The sequence below is a fragment of the Nocardia sp. NBC_01009 genome, assembly GCF_045208035.1.
In the GTDB taxonomy this organism is placed as follows: Bacteria; Actinomycetota; Actinomycetes; order Mycobacteriales; family Mycobacteriaceae; genus Nocardia.
In genome coordinates this window covers 304077-322423 of sequence record NZ_CP108695.1, presented here as the reverse complement: position 1 = coordinate 322423, position 18347 = coordinate 304077, and the positions used below count along the sequence as shown (strand labels likewise).

Here is an 18347-nt window from a genome sequence, read left to right as displayed (position 1 = left end):
CCACCTCGGACTGACGAGGCGGCAACGACAGCTCCTACAGACAGGGTCCTGGCCCTGCAGTGAGCACCAGAACGTTGCGCCGCAACCGATGCTGGTAATGCGAGATGTCAGAACCTGGCGAATAGGTCGACCTCTCGCACGGGCATCTGGTGGGCTTCATGGTGTCTCAGCCCGCGCGATATGCGGCAGATCAGTGCGTTCGATCTGGGTCGGTTTCGTGCTTCGCGCATCGTGAGCCCGCCCTATCTTTGTTGGAACGCGCGCATCACCTTCTGGCGGACAAGCTTACGAAGATGGTTGTCCTCATTCGGATCCATGCCCTCGGCGACGAAGACAGCATCGGTAAACGAGTCGACGTCCATAGGCGGCGACGCGCACAACCTGCTCTTTTCATCCAATGGCAGACAAAAACCGAGTTCGACGCACAGGTTGTCGAGCAGGAATGCCACACCTACGTCATCAGCACTCATACGCGGAAGTCTGCCAGAGATGGTCTCTGCCAGCCGATCTCCAACCAACCCCGCAGTCGACACGCTCATCGGCTATGAGCGGACATGTCACTACTCGTCGAACTGCCGCCGTCAAGCCGCTGTTCGGCCGGGCTTCTTCAGAGCATTTCTCCCGTCACCGCTCTCGGAGGAACAACTCGTCACAGTGTGCCGCGCACGACCGGCAGCGAAGCGGTGACGGGGTCGCCGCCGAAACCTGCGGCCCAGGTGATTTCGTCGTCGAAGGCGGCGTCGCCCACCAGCTCTGCGGCAGCCAGTCCGGCCGGCACCGCGTCCCGGTCGCGCAGCAACTGCCACTGCGGCGTGGTGGCCACCAACACCCGCAAGGTCGGCAGCGCGGCGACTGCCTCGAGGTCGCAGACCTCGATCGCCGAGATGTCCAGGCGTTGCAGCGACGGCAGTGTGGCCAAGGGGCCGATGTGAACCGGCTCGGTCGCTCCGGACAGGGTGAGGCCCCACAGGGTCGGGTGGCCCGCCAGCGGCTCCAGCTCGATGCGCGGCGCGTGGAGGTGCAGCTGTTCCAGCGGAACCGTGTGCGGCACGGACAGCCGCACTGATTCGGTACCGCGCACTCGCAGCTCCCGCAGCGTTGGCAGCGACGCCAGTTCCGCGGCGTCGAACGAGTCACGGTCGTCGACCGTGAGCGCCTGAACGGCGATCGCACCGGGCAGATCCGCGACCGATTCACCCACCCCGCGCAGGTACGCCTGATGCCGCGGATGGTCCTCGATTTGGGCGTTGTAGTAGTCCAGCGCCGACTCGCCCGCGCGCAGCGCCTCGACTGTCCGCCGCAGCACTGCGAGAACGGAGTCGTCCTGCCGGAAGGGGGCGTACCACCCGTCGGGTTCGAATCTGATCACCTGCCCGCACACGCCGATCGGGCCGGGGTCAAGGTCGACGGCGGTCACATCGCGGTCGCTGGTGCCGATGATCACCCACTTCGGGCTGCGCGAGATTCGGCGCACCACGCCGTGAGGCCAGGATTCGAAGACCGTGCAATCGATGCCGGCGAACAGCGAGTCCTTCCATGCCCCGATGGTGCCGTGGCCGTATTCCAGCTCCGCCGTCTCGGTGTCGTCGTTGAGGTGGGCCGCGGCGACAGTAGCCAAAGACAGCAGCGCGGTGAACGCCAGCAGACCCCGATCGTCGTACTCATAGCCCACCACCCGATACAGCGCACGCAGCTCCTCCGGCAACCGGAAACCGATCCGCGCCTCGGCTGCGGCGATCTCCGCTTCGGTGTTCCCGGTGCCCAACTGCGGTGCGTCGCCCTCTTGCCGAGTACACAGCTCCACGTACTCGCGGACCAGGTCGGCCGCAGTCTCGACCAACTCCGGATCGGTGGGCCGGTCATCGGGGTCGGCATCGGTGAACGGGACCGGAATAGCATGGCCGGGATAGCGGTAAGAGGGGTCAAGGACCACCTGTCGGGCCGACTCCCACTCGAACCAGTCAGGGTAATGCCTTGGCGCGCAGCGGTATTGGAACTCGTAGCTGTCGCCCAGCACCCGCAGCCGCAACTGCGCCATGTCGTCCGCGCCCGCGCCCAGTTCAGCACGCATGGCCGCCGATATAGCCGCGGTGTCCGGCCACCCCGGCGCCGGCGCGCCAACCACCACCACGTCGCGAAACCGCGTGCCGTAGCCGCCCATACCGTTGTGCAGCTCCAATGTTCCCGATGTCGCGCCGATCGCCGCGAGCTCTCGTACCAGCTTCTCGACCTGTTTGATCAATTCAGTCATGTGGCTCACCCATTGCCCATCGTGTCGTGCTCGTGGCCACCGTAACCACCCACACCGACGTTTAGTAACCTTCATGCCTCAGCAGGGTTGTGATCGTTCTGCTCTTGCGCTTGCGCCCAAATGGTCGCCCACTCGTCGAGCGGCCGGAGGGCATGAATGAGTGCTGTCCCCAGCTCAGTGAGTTCGTAGCCATCGGCTGAGGGGGCGATGATCCCGCTCGATGCGAGTTCGCGAAGCCGCTGGTAGAGGACGCTGGAGGACAGACCCGTGCACCGTGTCAGCAGCGTGCGCGCACCGACCGGGCCCGCACGCAGTTCCCAGAGAATTCGCAGCGCCCACCGACGGCCGAACAGGTCCAGCGCGGCCATGATCGGACGGCCGGTAGTCGATCCACGAACCGGCGTTCCGGGGCGTGGTGTCGGCATGATCCTCCTTGCGTTTCGTTTTTCGAAACACTAGCATTTCGTCCCGTGTTTCTATTTCCGAAACAGCCTCGACGGGAGCTCCGATGTCGCGAATAGCCCTGCTGGAACCGCCGTACACCGACCAGGCCGGCGCGCTACTCGCGCGCATGATGCCCGGGGACATGCCGCCGATCGGGCTGTTCCGGCTCTTCGCCAGAAACCTCCCGATGGCCGGCGCGATGCACGAATGGGGGCGCTATGAGCTGGGCCGGGAACTAACCCTGACCATGAGGGAGCGCGAGATCGCCATCGACCGGACATGCGTGCTCTGCAGCTGCGAGTACGAATGGGGCGTGCACATGATGATGTTCGCCGAACGGGTCGGGCTCACCGGCGAACAGGCGACATCCCTGGTGCACGGCGGTCCCGCCGACGAGTGCTGGACCTCCGAGCGAGAACAGCTGCTCATCCACGCCGTCGACACCCTGCACGAGCGTTCCGACATCGATGACGCGCTGTGGGCACGGCTCTCGTCGGCCTTCGGCGAACTCGAGCTGCTCGATCTGCTGCTGCTGTGCGGGTGGTACCACGCCGTCAGCTTCGCCGCGCGCGCCGCCCGCGTCCCGCACGAGCCTGGCGCGCCTCGCTTCGCCGACTTCGATCCGATCATCACCGAAACCAACCGATGAGCACTACCCGCGAGCACTCCGAGGTCCGACTGGTCCCCGCCCTGGTGTTCATCGCTCTGGTCGTGGCGGCGGTCGGCAGCCTCGGGGCGCCGCTCATCACCAGCGTGGCGACCTCGTTCCACGTCTCGCTCGGCAGCGCGCAGTGGACGCTGACCGTCGCGCTGCTCAGCGGCGCCGTCGCCACGCCGGTCCTGGGCCGGCTCGGAGCCGGCCCGCATCGGCGGGCCACGATCCTCGCCACGCTGGCGGTCGTCGTCGCCGGCAGCGCGCTCACCGTGCTGCCGCTGCCGTTCGCGTGGCTGCTGGCCGGCAGGGCGGCCCAGGGCGTCGGGCTCGGGCTGACGGCGCTGATGATGGGCGTGGCCCGGGACCACCTCCCCGAGGAGCGCAGCGCGGCTGTGATCGCCCTGATCTCGGTGGTCTCGATCATCGGGGCCGGCGTCGGCTACCCGCTGGCCGCACTGCTCGCCGAGCTCGGCGGGGTACGGGCCGCCTACAGCCTCGGCCTGGTCGTCACCGCCGCCGCCCTCCTGACCGCGTGGCGCTCCATGCCCGAAGCCCCCGAAGGCCGCTCCGCGCACGTGGATGTGGCAGGCGCGGTCGTCCTGGCCGCTGCGCTGCTCCTGGTGCTGTTCCTCGCCGGCGAACGGAATCTGTGGAGCCGGCACCTCGCCGTGGCGGCGGGTCTCGCCGTCGTCGCGGTGGTGCTGCTCTGCGTCTGGGCCGTCATCGAGCTGCGCAGCACGACGCCCCTGGTCGATGTGCGGGCGGTGTGGCACCCGGCGGTCGCCGGGGCGAACCTCGCCATGTTCGTCGGCGGAATCGGCATGTACCTCCTGCTCACGCTCATCACCCGGTACGCGCAGACGCCGCACGGCGCCGGCTACGGCTTCGGGCTGACGACCTTCGTCGCCGGGCTGGTCCTCATCCCGTTCTCGGTGCTGGGGTTCGTCGCCGGCAAGCTCACGCCGCGGGTCCGGACGCGGATCGCCGACCCCCTGCTCCTGGCCGGCAGCGCCGTCGTGGTCGGCGGCGGGTTCGCCCTGTTCGCGGCGGCCCGGTCGGATCTGGCCGAACTGTTCGCGGCGATGGGCGTGCTCGGCTTCGGCGTCGGCGGCTTCTCGGCCGCGATGCCCGGCGTCATCCTGGCCGTCACCCCCAAGAGCGAGACGTCGAGCGCCATGAGCTTCAACTACGTCGTCCGCAGCGTCGGGTACTCCCTGGGCAGCGCCATCGGCGGCCTGATCCTCGCCGCGGGCACCGGCCCCGGCCACCTCTTCCCCGACGACAACGCCTACACCACCGCGGCACTGGTCGGCATCGGCGCCATGGCGATCACGACGCTGACAAGCCTCGCTCTCGCCCGTCGGCGCTCGTCCGAGACCAATCCGTAAGTCAGATGTACTCATCCCAACACTGGAGGTTTCATGCCCAAGGGCTACTGGGTCAGCGTCTACCCCACCATCGAGGACCCCCGAAGGCTTGATGTCTACAACAAACTGGCCGGTCTAGCCGTCAAGGCCGCGGGCGGGCGCCGGCTCGCCGGCATCGGCAGCCGGGTTGACGCACACGAAGCCGCAATCGCCGAGCGCGTAGTCCTGATCGAGTTCGACAGCTTCGAACAGGCGGTCGCCGCACGCGCGAGCGCGGCCTACCAGAAGGCGCTGGCCGAACTCCCCCACGGCTTCCAGCGCGACTTCCGCATTGTCGAAGGCATCGACTGACCAGGGTCCAGTCGGATCTTCACTGAAGATCCGGCCCGACCGTTGCGATGTGAGCGGCGCTCATCTGCCTGATTGGCGTCGCCATCATGTACGTTCCGCGCCCCGCCTGACGACACATAATCGGCATTTGCGGACGTTCTGGACGCGCGGGCTGTGACTTGCTGAGCACTAGCTGGCCTGGCGCGGACCAGTAGGGCGTCGAATGCGGGAATCGACCAACTGACCTTTGGGCGGCAGCGTTCGGGTGCTTAGGAGCCCCCGACCGCTGTCTGGCTATGTCCTACGCCGCGCCACCTCAGCGGCGTAGGCATCGGTGGGGGCACCTGCCAGGTTGGTCCACCGCACCGCGGAGGTGACCGAAATCCCGAGCAGGTCGGCCAGTGCTTTGGCTGGCATGGTGGCAGCGTTTTCCATCAGTGCGGTGTTGCGTCCGGCACGCACTGGGATGTCGAGATCGCGCAGGCGCTTGGCCAACGCGTCCGGATGTAGTGCGGCGCCGGGCCAGCCGCCGGGAAACAGCCACTGATGGTTGTCGGTGTGGCCGAGGGAGGCTTTACCGCGCCGGGTCGCGACCAGTTCGAGGAGCATTCCGTCGAGTGGGCTGGGAATGTGCAGGGGGTGTCGTCCCAGCCGCAGCTTGACCTGATCTTCGGCGCGGAGGACGTCGTCGGTGGTGAGCGCGACGATTCTGGTGGCGCTCTGCCCGTAGAGCAGCACCAGCAGGCCGGCGACGCGATCGATGGTCGTCAGGGTCTTGTCGTGGAGCAGACGCCGGGTCAGCTCCCAGCGCTGTTCGTCGTGGTTCAGTATTTCGCGGCGATCCGATTGCCGTGGCGTCGCGATCGCGAGGTCACCGAGGTGCCCGCGATCGGCGCACCAGGCCACGAACGAACGGGCTCGATAGGGTGCACGCCCACCGCGCATGCACCATTCGTCCAGGTCGGCTTGCGTGCATTCGCGCCAGTCCCGTCCTCGACTACCCAGCCACGCCAGCAGTTTGATCGCGCTCTTGACCTCACCGCGAATGCTGGCGGCCGCATATGGGGTCGTGAACGTGGCCGAACGCCGCAGCCGGGCCAGATGCGTCCAGGTCAGGTAGCCGCGCAAAAGGCGCCGCGCTTCGGGGTCTTCGACCTCGGCCAGCTTGATGTCGAACCATCGGGTCAGGTTGTGCAGCTGGAGATCTCGGGACGGCAGCACACCGTGTGCCATCAGCAACTGGCGCAGAAAGCGAGCGGAACCGGCCGGCTCGAGGCCGTCGAAAGTGTCGTGGGTGATCGGCCCGTCCGCGGCCGCCAACCTGGACAGCATCGCCGAGCCGCGTCGCCGCACCACCCACTCCACCAGGGTCGCGGGGTTACTGGCGGCCAAGGCGTGGCGCACCGGCAGCAGATCCTCGCGCACGCCACCTTCGGGTCCGGCCAAAGCCGCATCAAGTAGTTTCGGCGCACGGCAGTCAGTGCATAGCCCGTGGCGGCGCCACGCGAGGGTTCCGCAGTCCAGGCAGGGATTCCAGTAGGCCGGTTCGGTCTTGATGCAGGTCCAGCACAACGCTCCATCGGCGATCTGGCCACTGACCTGACGCACCCGTCCGCATCGACAGCAGGGTTCTCGGCGACAGGCGCAGTTGCCGCACAACGGATTTCCTGCCGCGTCGCGCCCACCGATGCGCCGGGTTCGGCTACAGCGGGCACACTGCGCGGTTCGCACGCGCTGGCAGCAGTTCGGACACCGAGGCGTCGCGGTGTCAGCGCCGTAGCAGGGTTTGTAGTCTCCGCACACTGAACACCACGCCATGGGTATCTCACGACAGTCCGAGCACAACGGAGTTCCACCGCGGCGGGTGATGATCGCGGTGAATCGGCCGCAGTCCGAGCACACGCCCTTGTTGAACTCGGCCTGGCGAGTGCAGCTCCAGCACAACGGTTTCCCGTCATGGTCTCGCGCGGCGATCGGCTGCACTTGACCGCAGTGCGTGCACCGAGTCGCCCGAGCGTTCTGGTAGCAGGAGTTGCAGCACGCCTGCCCTTGTGATCGGCAGTTGAGCTCGCGTGTCATGCCGCAGAGCGGACACTGCGGGACCACCACGCCATCGACCTTGTGTGCGGCCAGCATCGCAACCAGCCGTCGGATTATGGGCGACCCGGATGCCGCGGCCCCGGTCAACAGGTCCGGCCGATCCTGCAGATCCCATGCCACCTGGCGCCGGCGGGCAGCTTGGCGCACAGTGCTCGTGACCAGCCCACGCAACAGCACGGGATCGGCGGCGGGGCTGACCACGACGATCGCGTCGACGATCACCTCGACGTGATCGACTCCGGGGTCCGGCGGGCACTGCCCACAGCGTGGACGGCCCTGCCGGTCATAGGCTTGTGGCCTCAGAACCCGCCCGCAGCTCGCGCAGGGACGCGCGGTGAAGATGCCCCTGGCGTTGTTGTCGCAGGTGACGCAGCGGCGCAGCCCGTTCTCGTCACGGGTGCTCATCTGCTTGGCGGGTTTGCCGCAGCCCGGGCAACACGGCGCCACCACCTCGACCGCGCCGTGCTCGAGCAGGATTCGAACCAGCGTGTCCACCAACGGTGGCCCCTCGGTGCGCCCGCAGGTCAGCAGTGAGGGCTTCTCGACGAGCGCTCGGGCCAGCCGGCGTCGAGCCGTCCGGCTCCTGGTCACCTCCTGCACTGCTGCGGCGATGACCGCCGAGTCGAGATGGGGCTCGACCTCGCCGATGATCTCGGTGATCACCGAGACCGGGTCGGTCATAAACCGTGGTGCCGCAACGGGTTCGGTGGTCACTGTTCGTCGGAGACGATCCGCGCGCGCCGTGGCCGGAAGGTGCCGACAGCGGTGTCCTGCACGTCCGCACCGACGGCTTTGCGCTGTCGCGGCGCTGTCGCCGCGGCTACCGGTTCGACCAGGTCCTCCATCGAGCAGCCGAGGATATCCATCAGCGCCACCAGGGTTTTCACACTCAGCCGCTCCGGCTTGTCGACCACTAGCCGATAAACCTGACTGTCGGACAGCTCGATCCCGCGCTCGGCGAGCTTCGGGCGCAACTGTGTGGTCTGGAACATCCCGGCCCGAGCCATCAGCTCACGCAGGTTCCACTTGTAGTCCAGTTTCGCGCTCACCAGGTCTCCATCTGTTCGGCCGCGAACGCCTTGTCCAGGGCCTTGACCATCATCGTGTTCATGAAATCGCCGCTGACTCCGGTATAGATCGCTGTAGTCGAGGCAAAGCGGTGACCGACCTGTTCCTGTACGAACCTCGGATCCACTCCGTCTTCGATCTGATGAGTGACGTGGCTGTGGCGCAGGCAATGCGGCACCAAGGTCTGCTCGAGGCCCAACGCGGTGCGGTAGTCGGCAAAGCGCTGCTCGATATGGCGCGGGGTCACCCGCCCGCCGCGCTCGGTCAGCCACATTGCCGGGTGATCGTCGAAGCCGTAGCAGGGGCGGATGTTGAGCTGATAGTCCTGCACCCCCTCCACGATCCAGGGCATCACCGTGTGCACCGTGCGCCGTCGCGGCGGGCTGCCCTTGGACGCCTTGCCCCACCGAACCTCGAGGTTGCCGTATCGGCCCAGTTCGGGGGCTTTGGGATTGCGGTACCAGTCGGTCACATCCAGGCGCGCTGCTTCACGGGCACGAAGCCCATAGGCGTAGATCACCTTGAACAACGTCGCGTCCCGATAGGCCGCCAACGCCCCCTTGCGCCGGCGGCGCATCGCGAACTCCACCTGGTCATCGGCATAGTCGAAAAACCTCTGCAACTCCTGGCGCGTCATCGGCCGCCGCTCGGCGGCGCCCTCGTAGTCGACCAGGTGCGCCAAGGTGTTCCATTCGAAACAGACCTGCACCGGATGCGTGCCGAACCGCTCCTCACACTCGACCGCCCACCCATACTCCGGTCGAATCAAGAACTCGCAGAACAACTTCACCGCATCCTGATAGTTGCGGATCGTGGACTTGGCCCTGTTGCATCTGCTGACCAGATCCACCATCCACTCGTCCACGTGCGCTGGTGTCCAATGCCACGGGTACTCGTTGGTGTAGGCCACAAATCGCCGCACCACATTCAGCCGGTCCCGCACGCACGACCGTCCAAGACCGCGGCCGCCGATCTGCTGAGCCTCCCACCCCCGCAACATCGCTTGCAGCACAGCATCTTCGGGGCGCAACAGCGCCACACCGTCGACCAGCTCCAACCGTGCCGATCCCAGCGGCACACCACCTCGGTCGAGCATCCGCCTCCCGTCACAGGACGAGAGAATCATGCAACAGATGGTCGATTCTTGGCAAGGATGCTGGTCAATACCCATCCCAAGGAACAGGTCCGCCTACGGTAGTCACCACTGCATCAAGCGATTTGGGCGCTGCGATCGTGCATCCGCTGCAATTCTGCGCAGAACCACCATCCGACCACGGTGACGTCAAAATTCGTCTGCACCAACATCTTCAGATCAAGGGCGGTGCCCAGATACCCCGGTAAGTGGTGTCGAAGATGACACTGTGCAACCACCCAGGACTACCCGGTCCGCGACGAAGACGCCGCCCGGCTCGCACCGTTCGTACGCGCTCACATCGGGCTGGACGGCCACTACGCCTTCCATCTGCCCGACTTGGCCATCGGCCATCGGCCGTTGCGCGATCCAGACGCCCCGGACGACTGAATCTCGTTGATACTCAGCGCTTGTCGCCGGTCACGGGATACGGGTGGTCGGGCAGGGTGATCCCGATCTCGTTTGCGGCGTGGTCTACCTGTCGTCGTCCAGGAGGGCACGCAGCGCCAAGTTGCCGACCTGCCGCAGCTCGTCGCGGCTGCGCCCGGCCGCGGCCTGGACGGCGATGCCGTCCGAGATCGTGTGGACGAGTGCGGCCAGGGCGGCTGGTTCGTGGCGAGGCGGCAGGTCGGTGGCCTGCTCGAGCCGCCTGCGCAGCGCCGCCTCGCTGGCTTTGCGTACCGTGACGGCGTCCTGGCGTACAGCGTGCGCGTCGGTGCCGCAGGCTTGAACGGTCTTGACGCACAGGCAACCGTGGGGTGTGTTCTCGCCTGCGGTCAGGTCGACGGCCCCGCGGATCAGCCGTTCGACGACCTCGCGGCCGGTGGATGCGTTCAGCGCGTCGGCGGCGTAGGCGCCGGGGCCGTTGAGGTAGCGGGCGAGGACCTTGCCGAACAGTTCCTCCTTGTTCCCGAAGGCGGCATAGAGGCTGGGCTTGTTGATGCCCATCGCGGTGGTCAGGTCGGCCAGCGAGGTGCCCTCATAGCCGTGCCGCCAGAACACCTCCAGCGCGCGGTCGAGTGCGGTGTCTGCGTCGAACGAGCGTGGGCGTCCGCCAGGCATGCCGTCCTCCGTGCTCTCTGCATGTTTTTTACCTATCGGTACGTTACCTCTTGCGCGAGAGCGCGTCGCCACCTAGTTTCATACCGAAACGTACATAATTAAGGAGCGACACACATGATCCGAGTCGGAGTTATCGGGGCCAGCGGTTGGGCGGACAGCTCGCACCTGCCCGCGCTCGCAGCGCTCGAGGAGTTCGACGTGACCGCGGTCGCGACGACCAACCAGGCCAGCGCGGACCGGGCGGCCGCCGCCCACGGCGCACGACACGCCTTCGCCGACGCAAGCGAACTCATCGCGCACCCTGAGGTCGACTTGGTCGTCGTCTCCGTGAAGGCCTCCGGGCATGCCGCCGTGACCAGGGCAGCACTCGACGCCGGCAAGCACGTCGTGTCCGAGTGGCCGCTGGGCGTCGACGCCGACGAAGCGGGCGAGCTGACCGAGGCCGCCACCGCCGCAGGTGTCGTGCACGCGGTCGTCCTCCAGGGCCACCACTCCCCGAGCGCCCGCTTCGCCGCGGACCTCCTGGCCGACGGCCGGATCGGCACGCTCGAATCGGTCGCGCTGGTGGCAGATGGCGCCCCCTGGGGCGGCAGTCGAATATGGCCGAACCTGGTATTCGGCCTCGACCCTTCGGAGGGAACCAACATCCTGACCATCATGGCCGGTCACTTCCTGGCCGCACTCGAACGGGTGACGGGCCCACTCACCGAAGTCTCCGCACGGCTGCCCCGCACACACGACCGCGTGCTCGTCGCCGGGACGGAGCAGACCGTGCCCAACGCCACGCCCAGCCACGTGCTGCTGCACGGACTGCTGGCCGGCGGCGCCACCGCCTCCGCCGCCGTGCACGGCGGCAACGGGCCCGCCCGGGAGGGGTTCTTCCTCAAGCTCGTCGGCAGCGACGGAACGTTGACCGCCACCCCAGCCCAGCCCGGGACATTCATCCACTGGGGCGACTGGGATATCCGGGTCGGCGACCAGGCCGTGGCCATGCCCGACACCTATCGCACCGTCCCAGCCAGCGTCCGGTCCGGCCCACCGGCCAACATCGCGGCCCTCTACCAGGAGGTCGCCCAGGCCATCGCCGAAGGCCGGCAACCGCATCCCAGCTTCGAGACCGCCCTGCGCCACCACCGGCTCCTCGCCGCCATCGAACAGTCCGCGGCCGATGGAATTGTTCGGGACATCTCGTAGCCGACATCGGTTATGCCGGAACCTCGGTGGATCGCGGGGCCCAGGTGCGGTCGAACCAGGTGACTTGCGCGCCGCTGCTGAACTCCTGGCGCGTGGTGACCCTGAACTGCGTCGGTTGGAAGTTGCCGGTGAAGGCCTGCACGCCGTCGCTTGCGATCACGGGGTAGCTCTTGATGATCAGCTGGTCGATCTCGTCGATGAGCTGTCCGGCCAGGTTTCCACCACCGCAGAGCCAGATGTTCAGGCCCTCTTCCTTTTTCAACCGCCGCACCAGCTCGACCGGATCGGTGTCGACGATCTCCACCTGCGGGTTGTCGACGGTTTCCAGGGTGGTGGAGAAGACGTACTGCTTCAGATGGTTGAACGGGGCTGGTGATCCCGATCTCGAGGCCGGGTTCGTAGGTGCCGCGGCCCATGACCAGCGTGTCCCATTCCCGTTGGGCGTATCGAGCGGCATGCCGACCGACGACTTCTTCCAGCCGTCAGCCGGCGTTGACGCGCAGGCGCATCTGGGTGAGATCGTGCGGGCTCGTCAGGTCCGGTCAGCGCCGTGACCGAGCCGCAGTTCGTATGGGGCTCTCAGATCTGTTGCCGCCCATGGCCCAAGCCCTTGTCGGGCAGGCCATCGGGCAGCAGCGGTAGCCGGTCCGCACCCCTCGGCGTCGACCCGGTCATCCGGATGTCCGCGCCGGGGTTGGGGGCCGCGCTCGCTCGGTAGCATCGAAGCGTGGCACGGCAGGATGACGAGCAAAGAGACGGTCGCAGTTACGGCGGCTTGTCCAAGGAGCAGCGGGTAGCGCAGCGGCAGCAGCGGCTCGTCGATGCCGCACTGGAGTTGTTCGGCACCCATGGTTATGCCGCGACCTCGATCGAGCGGTTGTGCACCACTGCCAACGTTTCCACCCGCAGCTTCTACGAAGATATGGGTAGCCGCGAAGCTTTGTTGATCGCGCTGGTCAATCGCATTACCTCGCATGCGGTCGAGCGAACATTGGAAGTATTGGAAAAGACGCAGGGCGAGCCGTTTTCGACAAGGGTGGTCGACGGTGTCCGTGCCTACTTGGAAGTGACCTGCCAGGATCAGCGCTCCGCGCGGGTCCTTTATGTCGAGGTGGTCGGAGTCAGTCCGGCCGTGGAGGATTGGCGCAGGCGGCAGCGCCGCCTGCTTTCGGCGCTGCTGGTCAGCGAAGCGGAACGCGCGGTCGAACGAGGCGAAACCAAGCCGCGGCGTTTCGATCTGTTCGCGCTCGCGGTGATCGGCGCGGTGAACTCGCTTGCGCAGGAGCTGGTGCAGCACACACTGTCCGGGGAAGTCTCACTAGATGAGATGTGTGATGAGATAGCGTATTTCGTCAATTCCGGACTTGCGTCTACGGCATTCAGCGAAACTCGAACGCCCGCATCGTTCCTGACGATCCCGTTGGCGGGAGCCTCCGAGCGGCACGGCTGATGGCCGCGCCGGTTTCGTCACGCCGCCGGTCGCAGTAGACCGCGGACCGCGGTGACCGCGGGTACCACCCGAGTGGCCGCATTGCGGATCGCGATCCCGGCTCTCGTCGCGGGGATCAGTAGGGCCGCGGCGGCGGTGACGCCATTGAGCTTGGGCTCCACCACCATTCGGTGCTGCCGCTCGTAGTTCCGGAATGCCGCTTCGTGATCGTCGGGATCGGCCGTGAGTGCTTCCGCCAAAGTGTAGGCACCGGCGATGGCGAGCGTGGTGCCGTCGCCGAACAGCGATACGCAGGAGGCGGCGTCGCCGAGCAGCGCGATACGGCCGTCGGACCATTGCGGCAGCTCGCCCTTGCTGACGGAGTCGAAGAACAGGTCGTCGGTGTCGCGGACCCGGTCCAGCATTTCGGGCACTCGCCAGCCCTGGTCGGTGAACGCTTCGATGAGCGTCCGCTTGTGCTGCGCGGTGTCGCGGTGGTCGTAGCCGGGAATGCCCTTGTGGCGGAACATGAATGCGGCAACCGCTTGGCCACGCGTCGGATGCACCGCAAGCGCCCGCCCCGGGGTGTTGTAGATGAGGACTTCCCTGTCGCTGCCGAAGGGTTCGGCGATCCGCAGTGTCGCGACGTAGATCCCCTGGTGCGTGAGGAATGCGGTCTCCTCACCGAAGACCGAGCGCCTCACCGCGGAATGCAGTCCGTCTGCGCCGATGACGAGGTCGAATCGGCGCGGCGGCGCGGCGGCGAAGGTGACGTCCACTCCGGCGGAGTCTTGGGCGAGATCGGTAATCGTGTCGTTCCACAGGAACTCATACTGTTCGCGGCCCGCGTCGAGCAGGATATTCGCGAGATCGGCCCTGGGTACCTCGACTTCGCGCGCACCGGCCGACCCCTGGAAGGCCTTCAGATCGACGTGCGCGACCTGCCTGCCGCGGCTGTCGACAAAGCTCATCCGGGAGACATCGGATCCCGCCGCGCGCAGTTGCGGCATGACACCCATCTGTTCGACCACGTCGACCGCGGGCCCTTTGACATCGACGGGATTGCCGCTGGAGCGCGCTCCCGCGGCCCGTTCGACCACTGTGACCTCGAAACCCCGGCGGGCCAGCCAGAACGCGAGCGTCGAGCCGCCGATGCCTGCGCCCGAGATCAGAACCGTTTTGTTCATGGCAACGCCTTCCGTATAAGTGGACGAATTTCGTCCGTTTAGAAAAGGGTACGGTAAGCGGAAGGATTTCGTCCACTTAATGTGGGAGGTGAGTGCCACGACCCCGGCGAAGAGGGCAGATGCCAGGAACAATCGCGAACAGATCATCGCAGCGACCCTGGTGACATTCCGTGAACAAGGCATCGACGTATCCATGAAAGAGATCGCCGACCGCGCGGGCGTCGGCGTCGGCACGCTGTATCGGCACTTCCCCGACCGCGACGCGCTGATTGCCGCGACTGCCCACTCCTACCTCGCCGACCTGGCGCAGACTGCCGCCACTTCCTGGCAGGAGGAGGTCGACGCGTGGCCCGCGCTGCGCCGATTCCTGCACGAATGCGCCGAACGAAAGGTGGGCGGACTTGCCGCGGCCATCGAGCCGGCGCTGCACGTGCAGATCCAGGCCGACCCGAGGCTCCGTGAAGTGCGTGGCAAGGTCGTCGACCTCGTCGAGCGAATGACCGAGCAGGCCAAGGCATCCGGAGCCGTGCGTGCGGATATTCGGACGGAGGATGTGGCCGCACTGATGACGTTGCAGATCTACACCCGATCGAACGAGTCGTATGCCGAGGCCGTCCATCGGGTGGTCGAGATCGTGCTGGACGGGCTGCGGGCCACGCCGGGAAAGGGATGAGGGTGGCCGAGCGGTTGTCACCAGGCTTGGCAATACCCGTCCGGAATCTCTACGGTCGGCAGCGTGCCTGTGGTCATATTGTTCGCGTGCCTGGAAAAACAGCAGGTCGTCCGCTCGACTGGGAACGGGTGAGATGACCGGACCGACTGATCGGCCGCAGCGGTGGAATCGGCTGCTCGAGCTGCTCGCCGACTCGGGGCGGCTTTCGGTGGAGGAAGCCGCCGAACGTCTCGGCGTATCACCGGCGACGGTGCGCCGCGACTTCACCGCGCTCGCCCAACAGCAGCTGGCCACCAGGACGCATGGTGGGGTCGTCGCGACCACCGTGGCCTACGACCTGCCCGCCCGCTATCGGCAGACCGGCGGCGAGGCCAAGCAGCGGATCGCCGAACATGCTGCGACACTTGTCAATCCGAGCGCGGTGGTCGGCATGAACGGCGGCACCACCACCACGGCGGTGGCGCGGGCATTGGCGGGGCGCGTCGATCTGGCGAATGCCGGCGGCGATCAGCTCACGATCGTCACCAACGCATTGAATATCGCGGGCGAGATGGTGCTGCGTCCGCATCTGCGCACCATCTGCCTCGGTGGGGTGGCGCGCCGAGAGTCTTATGAGCTGCACGGCCCGCTGGCCGAGCGCGCCCTGGCCGAGCTGCGCTTGGATGCGCTGATCCTCGGGGTGAATGCGATCTCGGCCGAGGGTGGCGCGCAATGCCGGCATATCGACGAGGCCGGGGTGACGACCGAGATGGTGCGCCGTTCCGGCTACGTCATGGTGGTTGCCACCGCCGACAAGCTGGAACGATCCGCGCTGGCCCGGATCTGTGGCATCGAGCAGATCGACGTGCTCGTCACGGATTCCGATGCCGATCCCGCGGCCATCGCGACGATCCGCGCCGCAGGCGTGCGGGTGGACGTCGTGTAGCGCGGTTCCGGACGGCTTTCGATTTCTTCGGCACAGCCCCGGCAGCCATACGGTCGCCGGGCTGTTGGTACATGTTCGCAGGCCACGCTGGTGAACTCGGCTACCACTTCGACCGCTCGGCCAATGTCGCCGCCGTTCTCGGTGAGCTCTTCTCCGACACCGCCGCGCACCATCCCGATCACTGGCAACCGCACCCCCTGTCGGAATCCGCACTCCTCCTGGCGTCTGCGGCGGAGGTAATCCCGAGAAAGCGTGCGGCCTTCGACGCCGCGGGGACGACTGCGGCAGGTGGTCAGCGATGCTCTAGGGGCTTCGCCGTCTCAGGGGGCAACACCAACCCTTCTAGCCAGGTTCGCGCCCAAGGGTGCGCTGGCGTTCTCGCTCCTCGACACGCTCACGTTCCCTGGCTTCGTTGTGATGACGATTGGCGTCGGCAACTGCCCGATCCACCGGTTCCGGCTGACGCTGTTCCCCCGGCTGATTCCACTGGAGTTGCACAACGCGTACCGAATCCAAGATGCTCGCCCGCTCGGCACGATCGCGTTGCGCCGCAAAGGCTTCCCGGTGTAGATGGATCCGCTCCGCCGCTTCGGCTGCCTCCCGTGCCCTGTCAGGTTGCTCCCGAGCCTTCTCGGCCACCTCACGCTCAGCCCGTGCCTTGTCGTGTACACCTTCCCCGCCGTCGGTGGCTTCCCGCCCGAAGAGCTGGCTGGGTACCGGGAATTCACGCGCCGCCCGTTCAGCGGCCTCGCGTTCAACCCTTGCACGTTCGGTTTCCGGTACGTCCCGCGCCTTGGCACGCGTGGCCTGCTCTCGCACTTGTCGGTCGCGCTCAGCCCGCTCAGGGGCATCCGCCCTACCGCGTGCGGCAGCTTCACGGAACTGCTGCATGCGCTGGAATTTCTCGGCTCTCTCGCGGGCCTTCTCGTCACGCACCCGAACAATTTCACGTATCTTCTCTAGCCGTTGACGAGCACGCTCGGCCCGTTGCAACTCATATGGTCGGACTAATTCGAGTTGCCTACCCGCCAGGGATTGGCCGAGCTGTATTGCCCGCAATGCATCGGCGCGGGAAATGATCTCGTGCTGAAACCGGCCTGGGAAGTCTCGACCCATCTGCTGCATATAGCTGAGAACAGCGCGCGGCATCTTCTCGCCAGCAACGGTCTCCCACTGACTACGCGTCAACTGGCCGGAAACAAGTAATTCCCGTTCAGTCTTTAGTTGCCTCAGCGTTTCCCGTTCGTTGACCCGGCCCGATTTGCGCTCTGTACCTCGAGTGCCCTTCCCTTCAGTCCGTGCCGAATCCAGCACACGAATGTTTTTACCAATCTTGAGTGTGAATTGGCGAACCCACCCTCGGTCACGGGTTTCGCCCCGCTCATGTGCCCGGCCGAGCTCGAAGTATAGGCCCTTTTCATAGTTGGACAGTCTTCGACGGAAATCGTCGTATTCGTCGGGCACAACGCCCCCCCGTTTTTATCTCTCAGTCAGGCAGGCTTTCCTGCCATGCGAATGCTGTATTCGACTCCTTTGGGGCCGAAGTGCTCCTCGAACAATTCGCTCGCCAGCGGCATCAGCTCGCAGCCAAGGCCGCTGTCGGCGAAGTGTGCTGCGGGGCCGAAATCGGTATACAGCGGTGCGCCTGACCCAGGACTGTTCGTCCATGTCATACCGGCACGTCGCCGTATGCAGCATTCCCCAAGAAACCGAATCAAGCCATCAGCGAGTTCACGATTTTCAGGTGCTAGAAATCCAGCCCAGTCGCTGAACAACTGCGCCGACGTCTCCATGATTTGAGTCGACAGCGGCGGCTTCCACCACTGCGAATCATCGCTCAAATCTGGAGCGACCCTAGCGAGGAAAGCTTGCACTTCCGATTCCATGCGTTCTGGAGCAACCCAATCCAAAAACGCTTCGGTTTTTTCGTCGAATTCGATATCGAAACCGATTTGCTCGTCGTCCACTGGCTTCCCCTCGTCCTGGCTGTCCGATGTCATGGCGCATCGAATCTAGTCGGCTCGTCGGTGTCGCAGCGGTGAGACGCCACCCCTTTCAAGCGTGCCGCAGCCGCGTTGTACGCATCCGCGAGTGGCCCGGTCGGGGGAAGCCCCCCGTCATGAAACGCATCCGAGGCGCGCCGGAACTCTCTGAGGGCAGCTTTGTATTCACCATCTGGTGTGCTCATGACATGCCTCCTCGTCGGTCAGGGGATGTGCAGGGGATGCGGTGGGTCGGGGTGATGAGGTCGCACGCTATGGCGATGGCGCGGGCGTTGTGCTTGATGTGGTCGACGCTCGGCGCGATGATCGTCGACGCACCGTTGCGGCACGCTGTCGCGACGATAAGTGTCGTCGGCATGAACGTGTCGTGAGCGATGGTGACCAGCCCGGCCAGGGTGTAGCCGCGCTGGTCGGCCAAATCGGTGATGACCCGTTCGTCTCGCAACAGGTGCGGGCCGCTGACATCGAGAACTAACAGCCCGATCGCTTTAGCAGTCACGGGGTTCGCTGTTCGACAGGTCGGTGGT

At 66.0% G+C, this 18347-nt stretch carries 19 protein-coding genes; 7 read left to right on the top strand and 12 right to left on the bottom strand.

The window, feature by feature from the left end; genetic code table 11:
- Positions 1–242 precede the first annotated feature (242 nt).
- The 3 genes from OHA42_RS01375 to OHA42_RS01365 all read right to left on the bottom strand — a co-directional run bounded on the left by OHA42_RS01375 (position 243) and on the right by OHA42_RS01365 (position 2676).
- Positions 243–470 (bottom strand): hypothetical protein, encoded by a 228-nt coding sequence (locus OHA42_RS01375; RefSeq protein WP_406233846.1) that lies wholly within the window; start codon positions 468–470, stop codon positions 243–245.
- 179 nt (positions 471–649) lie between these two features.
- The gene (locus tag OHA42_RS01370; protein WP_406233845.1) at positions 650–2251 is read right to left on the bottom strand and encodes an SMI1/KNR4 family protein; all 1602 of its coding nucleotides are present in this window, start codon (positions 2249–2251) and stop codon (positions 650–652) included.
- Positions 2252–2322: 71 nt separating this feature from the next.
- The gene (locus OHA42_RS01365; protein WP_406233843.1) at positions 2323–2676 is read right to left on the bottom strand and encodes a winged helix-turn-helix transcriptional regulator; all 354 of its coding nucleotides are present in this window, start codon (positions 2674–2676) and stop codon (positions 2323–2325) included.
- A gap of 83 nt (positions 2677–2759) precedes the next feature.
- Here OHA42_RS01365 and OHA42_RS01360 point away from each other — a divergent pair, with 83 nt between their 5' ends.
- The 3 genes from OHA42_RS01360 to OHA42_RS01350 are packed head-to-tail and all read left to right on the top strand — an operon-like array spanning position 2760 to position 5068.
- Positions 2760–3344 carry a carboxymuconolactone decarboxylase family protein gene (locus OHA42_RS01360; RefSeq protein WP_406233841.1) on the top strand — a complete coding sequence of 195 codons (585 nt, stop codon included), beginning with the start codon at positions 2760–2762 and terminating at the stop codon, positions 3342–3344.
- On the top strand, positions 3341–4738 hold the full coding sequence (locus tag OHA42_RS01355; protein ID WP_406233839.1) for an MFS transporter: 1398 nt from the start codon (positions 3341–3343) through the stop codon (positions 4736–4738). Before OHA42_RS01360 ends, OHA42_RS01355 begins: the two co-directional genes overlap by 4 nt.
- 33 nt (positions 4739–4771) lie before the next feature.
- Positions 4772–5068, top strand: coding sequence for a DUF1330 domain-containing protein (locus OHA42_RS01350; protein ID WP_406233837.1), 297 nt, complete (start codon positions 4772–4774; stop codon positions 5066–5068).
- A gap of 273 nt (positions 5069–5341) precedes the next feature.
- Here OHA42_RS01350 and OHA42_RS01345 read toward each other — a convergent pair whose 3' ends face one another.
- From OHA42_RS01345 to OHA42_RS01330, 4 genes are all read right to left on the bottom strand, one after another.
- Entirely contained in the window at positions 5342–7861 is a 2520-nt protein-coding gene (locus tag OHA42_RS01345) for a hypothetical protein (RefSeq protein ID WP_406233835.1), read from the bottom strand.
- Complete coding sequence (locus OHA42_RS01340; RefSeq protein WP_406238989.1) at positions 7858–8154, bottom strand: helix-turn-helix domain-containing protein; 297 nt, start codon at positions 8152–8154, stop codon at positions 7858–7860. Before OHA42_RS01340 ends, OHA42_RS01345 begins: the two co-directional genes overlap by 4 nt.
- Positions 8155–8192: 38 nt before the next feature.
- On the bottom strand, positions 8193–9215 hold the full coding sequence (locus OHA42_RS01335; protein WP_406238987.1) for a tyrosine-type recombinase/integrase: 1023 nt from the start codon (positions 9213–9215) through the stop codon (positions 8193–8195).
- 606 nt (positions 9216–9821) lie between these two features.
- The gene (locus tag OHA42_RS01330; RefSeq protein WP_406233834.1) at positions 9822–10409 is read right to left on the bottom strand and encodes a TetR/AcrR family transcriptional regulator; all 588 of its coding nucleotides are present in this window, start codon (positions 10407–10409) and stop codon (positions 9822–9824) included.
- A 114-nt stretch (positions 10410–10523) separates the two neighbouring features.
- Here OHA42_RS01330 and OHA42_RS01325 point away from each other — a divergent pair, with 114 nt between their 5' ends.
- Entirely contained in the window at positions 10524–11603 is a 1080-nt protein-coding gene (locus OHA42_RS01325; RefSeq protein WP_406233832.1) for a Gfo/Idh/MocA family protein, read from the top strand.
- Between the two features lie 10 nt (positions 11604–11613).
- On the opposite strand, the gene OHA42_RS01320 is transcribed toward OHA42_RS01325, so the two are convergent.
- Entirely contained in the window at positions 11614–12060 is a 447-nt protein-coding gene (locus OHA42_RS01320; RefSeq protein WP_406233830.1) for a dihydrofolate reductase family protein, read from the bottom strand.
- Positions 12061–12330: 270 nt separating this feature from the next.
- On the opposite strand from OHA42_RS01320, the gene OHA42_RS01315 reads away from it, so the two are divergent.
- The gene (locus OHA42_RS01315; protein WP_406233829.1) at positions 12331–13053 is read left to right on the top strand and encodes a TetR/AcrR family transcriptional regulator; all 723 of its coding nucleotides are present in this window, start codon (positions 12331–12333) and stop codon (positions 13051–13053) included.
- Positions 13054–13070: 17 nt separating this feature from the next.
- On the opposite strand, the gene OHA42_RS01310 is transcribed toward OHA42_RS01315, so the two are convergent.
- A complete protein-coding gene (locus tag OHA42_RS01310; RefSeq protein WP_406233827.1) occupies positions 13071–14219 on the bottom strand; it encodes an FAD-dependent monooxygenase in 1149 nt (382 codons plus the stop codon).
- An 88-nt stretch (positions 14220–14307) separates the two neighbouring features.
- Here OHA42_RS01310 and OHA42_RS01305 point away from each other — a divergent pair, with 88 nt between their 5' ends.
- Both OHA42_RS01305 and OHA42_RS01300 read left to right on the top strand, forming a co-directional pair.
- A complete protein-coding gene (locus OHA42_RS01305) occupies positions 14308–14892 on the top strand; it encodes a TetR/AcrR family transcriptional regulator (protein ID WP_406233826.1) in 585 nt (194 codons plus the stop codon).
- Positions 14893–15025: 133 nt separating this feature from the next.
- On the top strand, positions 15026–15817 hold the full coding sequence (locus tag OHA42_RS01300; protein WP_406233825.1) for a DeoR/GlpR family DNA-binding transcription regulator: 792 nt from the start codon (positions 15026–15028) through the stop codon (positions 15815–15817).
- Positions 15818–16159: 342 nt separating this feature from the next.
- On the opposite strand, the gene OHA42_RS01295 is transcribed toward OHA42_RS01300, so the two are convergent.
- The 3 genes from OHA42_RS01295 to OHA42_RS01285 all read right to left on the bottom strand — a co-directional run bounded on the left by OHA42_RS01295 (position 16160) and on the right by OHA42_RS01285 (position 18319).
- On the bottom strand, positions 16160–17281 hold the full coding sequence (locus tag OHA42_RS01295; RefSeq protein WP_406233824.1) for a hypothetical protein: 1122 nt from the start codon (positions 17279–17281) through the stop codon (positions 16160–16162).
- A 26-nt stretch (positions 17282–17307) separates the two neighbouring features.
- On the bottom strand, positions 17308–17784 hold the full coding sequence (locus OHA42_RS01290) for a hypothetical protein (protein ID WP_406233822.1): 477 nt from the start codon (positions 17782–17784) through the stop codon (positions 17308–17310).
- A 217-nt stretch (positions 17785–18001) separates the two neighbouring features.
- Positions 18002–18319: a hypothetical protein gene (locus OHA42_RS01285; RefSeq protein ID WP_328406723.1), complete on the bottom strand. Its 318-nt coding sequence runs from the start codon at positions 18317–18319 to the stop codon at positions 18002–18004.
- Positions 18320–18347 lie beyond the last annotated feature (28 nt).

Excerpts from the sequence above, each read along its gene's own strand:
- OHA42_RS01375 (WP_406233846.1), bottom strand. The coding sequence starts at position 470 with ATGAGTGCTGATGACGTAGGTGTGGCATTCCTGCTCGACAACCTGTGC.
- OHA42_RS01370 (WP_406233845.1), bottom strand. The coding sequence starts at position 2,251 with ATGACTGAATTGATCAAACAGGTCGAGAAGCTGGTACGAGAGCTCGCG.
- OHA42_RS01365 (WP_406233843.1), bottom strand. The coding sequence starts at position 2,676 with ATGCCGACACCACGCCCCGGAACGCCGGTTCGTGGATCGACTACCGGC.
- OHA42_RS01360 (WP_406233841.1), top strand. The coding sequence starts at position 2,760 with ATGTCGCGAATAGCCCTGCTGGAACCGCCGTACACCGACCAGGCCGGC.
- OHA42_RS01355 (WP_406233839.1), top strand. The coding sequence starts at position 3,341 with ATGAGCACTACCCGCGAGCACTCCGAGGTCCGACTGGTCCCCGCCCTG.
- OHA42_RS01350 (WP_406233837.1), top strand. The coding sequence starts at position 4,772 with ATGCCCAAGGGCTACTGGGTCAGCGTCTACCCCACCATCGAGGACCCC.
- OHA42_RS01340 (WP_406238989.1), bottom strand. The coding sequence starts at position 8,154 with ATGGCTCGGGCCGGGATGTTCCAGACCACACAGTTGCGCCCGAAGCTC.
- OHA42_RS01335 (WP_406238987.1), bottom strand. The coding sequence starts at position 9,215 with ATGTTGCGGGGGTGGGAGGCTCAGCAGATCGGCGGCCGCGGTCTTGGA.
- OHA42_RS01330 (WP_406233834.1), bottom strand. The coding sequence starts at position 10,409 with ATGCCTGGCGGACGCCCACGCTCGTTCGACGCAGACACCGCACTCGAC.
- OHA42_RS01325 (WP_406233832.1), top strand. The coding sequence starts at position 10,524 with ATGATCCGAGTCGGAGTTATCGGGGCCAGCGGTTGGGCGGACAGCTCG.
- OHA42_RS01320 (WP_406233830.1), bottom strand. The coding sequence starts at position 12,060 with ATGCCGCTCGATACGCCCAACGGGAATGGGACACGCTGGTCATGGGCC.
- OHA42_RS01310 (WP_406233827.1), bottom strand. The coding sequence starts at position 14,219 with ATGAACAAAACGGTTCTGATCTCGGGCGCAGGCATCGGCGGCTCGACG.
- OHA42_RS01300 (WP_406233825.1), top strand. The coding sequence starts at position 15,026 with ATGACCGGACCGACTGATCGGCCGCAGCGGTGGAATCGGCTGCTCGAG.